This window comes from Alteromonas sp. CNT1-28, assembly GCF_022348345.1.
GTDB classification, from domain to species: domain Bacteria; phylum Pseudomonadota; class Gammaproteobacteria; order Enterobacterales; family Alteromonadaceae; genus Alteromonas; species Alteromonas macleodii.
On sequence record NZ_JAKREZ010000071.1, the window covers coordinates 1 to 4,393 of the forward strand.

Sequence of the window (4,393 nt, forward strand, 5' to 3'; positions counted from 1 at the left end):
ACTGGCGTCAGGCGATGAGTCGTTTTATTATCGAGTTCGAGGAACGCCTCGAAAAGCATATTAACTAATGGCAGTTACACAGAATCTGTTACAGGCTCTTTTGATAAGTTCACCGACGACGTACTTCCCGCTATCCAAGAACCGTTATTAGAAACACATAGTTTCATTATTTATGCCGGCGCAGTTGACGTAAATGGTTACTTTCCTACCCACAACAAGAAGTTTAGTCAGCCCCTTACTGGTAATTACGATACGGATTTAGCAAATAACAGAACGAAACGGATATTCGATGACAAAACCGGAAGTCGTTGTGGCAGCAATACCTCTACTTTCTTGCTACAAACTTACAAACGAGATACTGGTGAGGTCATGCATGATCTATCTGCACCGATATATGTGAACGGTAAACATTGGGGAGGGTTTCGTATTGGTTATAAAGCCAAAGAGCAGTAAGTTCTCTGTATTTACGTATAAGCGCTAGCTTCCGTTTTCTCACTTTAACGAATGAAAGTGGTAATGCTCTAGCGCTTAGCAATATTGGCAACAATATTATTCCTTCTTTGCGCTTTTATTTGCTGCTTCGTTACCCTACCATTAGCGAATTGTTCGCAGTTCGTAAAACTCTATGCCTTCACTACAACCATACAGCACATTTGGCCTCGCCGCTTCTTGTGATTCTATCCAGTCGTTTAGCGACATTACTTCATTCCTGTCTATCTTCAAAACTTCTAAAAACAATAACAAAGCCATTTATATATTAGGCGGTGGAAGCAATTCAGTCTTCACTGACGACTTTGACGGTACAATTCTGGTTAACGAGATTAAGGGAATAAGCCATTTTGATACTGAAAGTCACCACTACTTACGGGTAGGTGCAGGTGAAAACTGGCATGACTTCGTCACTTTGTGTATGAAAGAGAAGTGGTATGGTTTCGAAAATCTCGCCTTAATACCTGGCTCAGTAGGCGCATGCCCAATTCAGAATATTGGTGCGTACGGACGAGAAGTGAATACGTTAATCGACAAAGTAGAGTGTGTATTTCTTGAAACCGGCGAGCAGGTATTGTTGGGCAATGAAGACTGTCAATTTGGCTATAGAGACAGTGTGTTCAAGCATGCACTAGCGAACAAAGTGCTAATCACTCATGTAAACTTTAAACTGCCCAAGCACTACGAACTCGAGACCAGCTATGGCGAACTAGCGGCACTCACTGAGCCTACACCAGAAAAGGTGTATAGTAAGGTAATAGAAATTAGGAAGAGCAAACTTCCCGATCCTGCCGAGCTAGGCAATGCAGGAAGTTTCTTCAAAAACCCAGTGGTTTCAAAAGCAGTGTTTCAAGCGATTGCACAAGAGTATGATTCAGTGCCCCATTTTGCGGTGCACGGAGGTGTTGAGCTGCCAGCCACTGAAAAAGAACAAATAAAAATTCCTGCCGCGTGGCTTATCGACCAGGCAGGATTTAAGGGCAAGACTTTGAATAAAGTACGATGCCACCCTACACAGCCATTGGTACTTACTAACTTAGGTGGTGCCACCGGAAACGATGTAATAACCATGGCAAAAGATATCATAGCAAGCGTACAGGGTAAGTTCGGCATACAGCTTGAGCCAGAAGTGCGCTTATTAGGAAGCAAAGGACTTATTTCGCTATGAGACAAGCATCAAAAGCTATAAGAAAACATATACTCGCTTTGTTGTCCGACGGCCAGTTTCACTCAGGGGAAACCATTGCACAGCAAGTGGGCCTTTCGCGCACAGCAGTTGCAGGCCATATTTCCCAACTCGCCGATTGGGGATTAGATGTATTTAAAGTAAAAGGTAAAGGCTACCGTTTAGAACGAGGGTTTCCATTGTTAAGCGCCGACAGCATTAAACGTCATTTAGGCAATACAAAACGAGCGGTTATTGATGTGGAGTCGGTATTACCTTCCACCAATACGGAAATGAAGAAGCGTATTGCCAGCAAACGAGAAGATCTTGAAAACGGCGATGTCGTTTTTGCTGAAATTCAGACCGATGGACGCGGTCGACACGGCCGTTCATGGTTAGCGCCAGTTGGCGGAAGCTTAACTTTTTCTATGTACTGGTCTTTTCCCGACGGTTATCAAAGCATGGCAGGACTTTCTTTATTGGTAGGCTTGGCAGTTTGCGATGCACTTAAAGAATTTGGCGTAGAAGACGCCGAGCTTAAATGGCCGAATGACATTTATTTGCAAGGTAAAAAGCTTGCGGGCGTACTTATTGAAGTAGAAGGGCAAATAGGCGCTACGGCGCATAGTGTTATCGGCATAGGTTTGAATGTTTGCGTACCCGATAATCAGTACGATGTTGGTCAGCCTCATAGCGATCTTGCGTCATATTTGGGCACTATCCCAAATAGAAATGCATTGGCGGCAGAAATAATTAAATCGCTTTGGTCTTATTTACCTAAATTTACCCAGCAGGGCTTCGGGCCATTCACAGCATATTGGGAAGCGCTCGACTTATACGCCGATAAACGCATTGTTTTACAAATGGGTGAGAAGCGTTTTTCCGGAATTGATAGGGGAGTGGACGCCAGCGGCGCGCTTCTTGTTGAAACGCAAGACGGTATTACCCGTTTCCACGGCGGCGAAGTTAGCCTTAGAGGCAATTAACTTTTTATTTTTGTTTTGCTTTATAGCTGAGCTACGAAGATTTTGACCATTTTTATAATAAAAGTACTTCGTAGTTCATCTTTGTGATTTTTAAATAGCATTTTATCCGTTCGTTTTACGCATTGCTTTGCGATTGAAACCAAAAATATGAACAACATTGAAGAAAACCACGTCATATTAGTGGATATCGGTAACACCCGAATAAAATATTCACTGCTTTGTCACGCAGAAGAAGAGCCTAATGCGTGCGAAGATTCCAATTCTCTTTTCTCTTTTATTGATTCTCAGAAAAAAATTTCCCATTTATATATAGCTTCAGTAAGAAATCAGGAGCTGGTTGATGAAATATCCGCCATGTGTAACGAGCGAAATATTATTTTTGTAGAAAAGCACACCGAGAAAGAAGCCTTCGGCATAAAAAATAGTTACGCGAATGTTCAAAAAATGGGCGTTGATAGATGGCTTGCCATGATCTGCGCTGCAGAAAAATCAAATAAAGCATTTTTTGTTATGGATGTAGGTACGGCAATAACGGTTGATTTTGTGGTAGATGGTCAACATTTAGGCGGTTGGATCGTGCCTGGTTTTCAAGTAATGCGTAATGCATTGGTTGCTTCAACTAAAAAAGTGTTCGCGAATGATGAAATTCCGACCACCTTTGGCGTGGGGACCGATACAGAAGATTGTGTGGCAACAGGGTGTCATGCTGCCCTATATGGTGTTTATTTGAGCGCGGTTGATTACATATCAAGCAAACAAGCCGAATTTGACATAATTTTAGGGGGTGGAGACAAAAAAGTGTTTGCATTCTTAAAATCTGCTGATAACATGCGCCTCGCTCATTTGGTGATGCAGGGTCTTGCCCGCTACGCTCGAAGTGAACTTCTAAAGGGAACATCGACGTAAGTTTTTGATTAGTTGAAAAATTGGTCAAAAAAGAAAATTGAAAAATTTTCAAAAAGACACTTGCACAGAGTTAAACAATACTCTAGAATGCGCACCCACTTGATGTAGTGCCGACTTAGCTCAGTTGGTAGAGCAACTGACTTGTAATCAGTAGGTCGCCAGTTCGATTCCGGCAGTCGGCACCATCAATCTGGAGGGGTACCCAAGCGGTCAACGGGAGCAGACTGTAAATCTGCCGGCTCAGCCTTCGCAGGTTCGAATCCTGCCCCCTCCACCACTTTCTCTATGAGGTGGCCAGAGAATTAGGATTGCGGGCATCGTATAATGGCTATTACCTCAGCCTTCCAAGCTGATGATGCGGGTTCGATTCCCGCTGCCCGCTCCAAATCAGTGCTGATATAGCTCAGTTGGTAGAGCGCACCCTTGGTAAGGGTGAGGTCGGCAGTTCAAATCTGCCTATCAGCACCAGTTTATTTCTCCCCAGCTCATGTAAAATTTCTAAATTTTTTAATGTAACTTTGCTGGGATAATAGAAATGGCAAAAGAAAAGTTTGAACGTACGAAACCCCACGTAAACGTGGGTACAATCGGCCACGTTGACCACGGTAAAACTACCCTAACTGCAGCTATCACTACAGTTCTTTCTAAAACTTACGGCGGTAACGCACAGGCTTTCGATCAAATCGATAACGCGCCTGAAGAGAAAGCACGTGGTATCACCATTTCTACTTCACACGTAGAATATGACACTCCTACTCGTCACTACGCACACGTAGACTGCCCAGGACACGCTGATTACGTTAAAAACATGATCACTGGTGCTGCTCAGATGGACGGTGGTATCCTA

Annotated in this window: 4 protein-coding genes, 4 tRNA genes and 1 pseudogene; all 9 read left to right on the plus strand. The window is 43.4% G+C overall.

The features are described 5' to 3' along the window. Positions 1-99: 99 nt before the first annotated feature. Positions 100-453, plus strand: a pseudogene (locus tag MHN02_RS21145) (chemotaxis protein); the annotation flags it as partial. Between the two features lie 172 nt (positions 454-625). Then, positions 626-1,657, plus strand: a complete 1,032-nt coding sequence (gene murB, locus MHN02_RS21150; protein WP_014977500.1) for a UDP-N-acetylmuramate dehydrogenase — start codon at positions 626-628, stop codon at positions 1,655-1,657. Next, on the plus strand, positions 1,654-2,640 hold the full coding sequence (gene birA, locus MHN02_RS21155) for a bifunctional biotin--[acetyl-CoA-carboxylase] ligase/biotin operon repressor BirA (RefSeq protein ID WP_014977499.1): 987 nt from the start codon (positions 1,654-1,656) through the stop codon (positions 2,638-2,640). Before murB ends, birA begins: the two co-directional genes overlap by 4 nt. Before the next feature lie 147 nt (positions 2,641-2,787). After that, the gene (locus MHN02_RS21160; RefSeq protein WP_239247929.1) at positions 2,788-3,546 is read left to right on the plus strand and encodes a type III pantothenate kinase; all 759 of its coding nucleotides are present in this window, start codon (positions 2,788-2,790) and stop codon (positions 3,544-3,546) included. Between the two features lie 109 nt (positions 3,547-3,655). After that, positions 3,656-3,731, plus strand: a tRNA-Thr gene (locus MHN02_RS21165). A gap of 7 nt (positions 3,732-3,738) precedes the next feature. Further along, positions 3,739-3,823, plus strand: a tRNA-Tyr gene (locus MHN02_RS21170). Positions 3,824-3,856: 33 nt separating this feature from the next. Further along, positions 3,857-3,931: transfer RNA gene (locus tag MHN02_RS21175), tRNA-Gly, on the plus strand. Between the two features lie 7 nt (positions 3,932-3,938). Further along, positions 3,939-4,014: transfer RNA gene (locus tag MHN02_RS21180), tRNA-Thr, on the plus strand. 67 nt (positions 4,015-4,081) lie between these two features. Continuing rightward, positions 4,082-4,393 (plus strand): GTP-binding protein (locus tag MHN02_RS21185; protein WP_239217646.1); only part of this gene is annotated, 312 nt, incomplete at its 3' end.